The sequence below is a fragment of the Microbacterium sp. H83 genome (assembly GCF_001650405.1).
Classification (GTDB): Bacteria; Actinomycetota; Actinomycetes; order Actinomycetales; family Microbacteriaceae; genus Microbacterium.
On record NZ_LWCU01000046.1, the window covers coordinates 1 to 2,470 of the forward strand.

Annotated in this window: 4 protein-coding genes and 2 pseudogenes; 5 read left to right on the top strand and 1 reads right to left on the bottom strand. The window is 65.7% G+C overall.

Annotation, left to right across the window (positions count from 1 at the left end; genetic code table 11):
- A pseudogene (locus tag A4X16_RS18505) lies at positions 1-176 on the bottom strand (IS256 family transposase); the annotation flags it as partial.
- Positions 177-232: 56 nt separating this feature from the next.
- Between A4X16_RS18505 and A4X16_RS14760 the strand changes: the two are divergent.
- The 5 genes and pseudogenes from A4X16_RS14760 to A4X16_RS18510 form a co-directional block, all read left to right on the top strand.
- Positions 233-1,000 (top strand): AraC family transcriptional regulator, encoded by a 768-nt coding sequence (locus A4X16_RS14760; protein ID WP_067121902.1) that lies wholly within the window; start codon positions 233-235, stop codon positions 998-1,000.
- Positions 997-1,452, top strand: coding sequence for an SRPBCC family protein (locus tag A4X16_RS14765; protein WP_054687628.1), 456 nt, complete (start codon positions 997-999; stop codon positions 1,450-1,452). Before A4X16_RS14760 ends, A4X16_RS14765 begins: the two co-directional genes overlap by 4 nt.
- Positions 1,452-1,856, top strand: coding sequence for a DUF1801 domain-containing protein (locus A4X16_RS14770; RefSeq protein ID WP_062637438.1), 405 nt, complete (start codon positions 1,452-1,454; stop codon positions 1,854-1,856). The genes A4X16_RS14765 and A4X16_RS14770 overlap by 1 nt, the downstream gene beginning before the upstream one ends.
- A 32-nt stretch (positions 1,857-1,888) precedes the next feature.
- Positions 1,889-2,233, top strand: a complete 345-nt coding sequence (locus A4X16_RS14775; RefSeq protein WP_442922918.1) for a VOC family protein — start codon at positions 1,889-1,891, stop codon at positions 2,231-2,233.
- Positions 2,234-2,294: 61 nt separating this feature from the next.
- Positions 2,295-2,470 (top strand): annotated as a pseudogene (locus A4X16_RS18510) (IS256 family transposase); the annotation flags it as partial.

The window sequence follows — 2,470 nt, forward strand, 5'->3', positions numbered from 1 at the left end:
CGGGTAGTCGTGCGCTCGCTCGTGCGCTCGTAGGGGGCGGCGCCGATGAATGCGGCTGTCTCCGCGTCGATCAGCTCCTGGTAGAGCCGCTCGGTCGCGGCTCGGATGCGGTCGGTGGTGCCGGTGAGCTTCAGTTCCCCGAGCAGCTCGAGGAGGGCAGACTGGTCAAGAGCCATCGTGCGGTGTCGTCTTTCTGTGTGAGTTCTTGGTCGTTCTCACTGACCATCGCACGATGGCTCACCCCGTCGCGGTCACGACGCCGCGGGCCCGAAAGACCACCACCCCGCGGGACTCCAGGTTGGAATCCGGGTTCGCAACGCCCGAGACCTTCACACGCGCGTTCGTGCAGCGGTTCGAGATCAGTCCATCGGAGTATCGGAGGATGCTGCGCGCGTACCGCGAGCACGCGGACCTGGCGCAGCAGAGCACGACGTTTGCGGGCTTCGCAGAAGAGACGCCGCTGACACTCCGTTATGACCTCGATGCCGTCCCGGTACGGGTTGAGAGCACCCCCGAGCGGCACCTGCTCGTCCTCCGTCATCGCGGGTACAACGGCCTCGGCATCGGGCACCCATCGGTCGAGCCGTGGCAGCAGCTGAGGGCCTTCGCGATAGAGCACGGCATCGCCCACTCCTCCGACCTCCTCGTGGGCATCACCCCAGATGACCCTTACGTGGTGGACAACGAGCAGATCCGCTTCGACGCTGGCATCCCCATTGCCGCACCGATAGATCCACCCCACCCCTTCACCTACCGCCAGATGCCGGCGCAGGTGTGCGTCGCGCATCGGCACACCGGCGGTGCAGAGCAGATCGCGAAGACCTTCGCGGCTATCGGGGTGCAATGGATGCCCTCAGAAGGGTGGCGGTTGCGCTGCGCACCGCCCTTCGAGATCCATCACGTCGACCAGCGCGCGAACGACGCCGTTCGCGTCAGCTGGACAGACGCCTATGTGCCTCTTGATCACCACCCCGACCATCACCCAGGAGAAGGCCCATGATCGCTTTCGAGTTCACCGAGCACATCGACAGATCGCAACAGGAAGTGTTCGCAGTGCTGGCAGATCCCACAAGGGCGGTCGACTACGTCGACGGTGTCGTGAAGAGCGTGAAGGTGACGGATGGCCCGCTCGCTGTGGGGTCCGTCATCGAGGAGACGCGCCGAGTGAAGAGCAAGGAGGCGACGGGGCAGCTGCAGATCGTGGCTCTCGAGCCGCCCACCGCTTTTGCGGTCGCCAGCGAGGCGGAGGGCATCACCGCGACCTACGTCTACCGGCTGCACCCGGCCGGCACCGGCACGCGGATCGAGTGGACGTGCGAGCTCGCCGCCGGCGGACTGCGGCGGATGATGCTGCCCCTGGTGGCCGCGATCACAAAGAAGGAGGACGGCGACCATCTGGCCCGACTCAAGGCATACATCGAATCGCAGCGAGCAACGGAGACCGCCTCGTGATGCCTTCCGACACCAGCGTCGACGAGGCGCTGGACCGGGCAACCGGGCCACGACGCGGCGAGGTAACCGAACTCCTCGAGCTCTTCGAGCACGTTGCACAGCGCCCGCCGGTGGTGTGGGCGGAACGGATTGTCGGGTTCGGCCAATACGGCTACGCGTACGACAGCGGGCGAGAGGGTATCGCGCCTGAGATCGCCTTCGCTTCCGGGTCCAAGCACACGCTTTACCTGGTCGAGGGGTTTGCCGAGCGGTGGCCCGACCTGCTCGAGCGGCTCGGTCCACACCGCACCAGTAGCGCGTGCCTCTACCTCCCCCGATTGTCGGGGGTGGACCAAGATGCGCTGCGGGAACTACTCGATCGCTCCCTCGCCGTCATTCGAGACGTGCACGGCGACGGCAAATGAGCATGGCGTCTCTCGTCCAAGTAGCCCAGCGCGTGGTCGATCTGGAACGCGCCACAGCCTTCTATTCCGCACTGCTCGGCTCCGCCCCTGTGGCCCGATTCGATCCGCCCGGTTTGGTGTTCTTCGATCTCGACGGCGTCCGTTTGCTACTCGAGAGCGCGGCACCGTCAGCGCTGCTCTACCTCCGCGTCGATGATCTGGAGTTAGCCGTCGACCGAGCCGGCGAGGTCGAAATCGTATCCCCGGGGCGGCCGATCTTCACTCACACCACAGATGCGCTCGGACCAGCAGGGCGAGAAGAATGGCAAGCATTCATCCTGGAGTCCCGCGGGGTGGTGGTCTTTCGGGCCCGCGGCGTCGTGACCGCGACGGGGTGAGCCATCGTGCGATGGTCAGTGAGAACGACCAAGAACTCACACAGAAAGACGACACCGCACGATGGCTCTTGACCAGTCTGCCCTCCTCGAGCTGCTCGGGGAACTGAAGCTCACCGGCACCACCGACCGCATCCGAGCCGCGACCGAGCGGCTCTACCAGGAGCTGATCGACGCGGAGACAGCCGCATTCATCGGCGCCGCCCCCTACGAGCGCACGAGCGAGCGCACGACTACCCG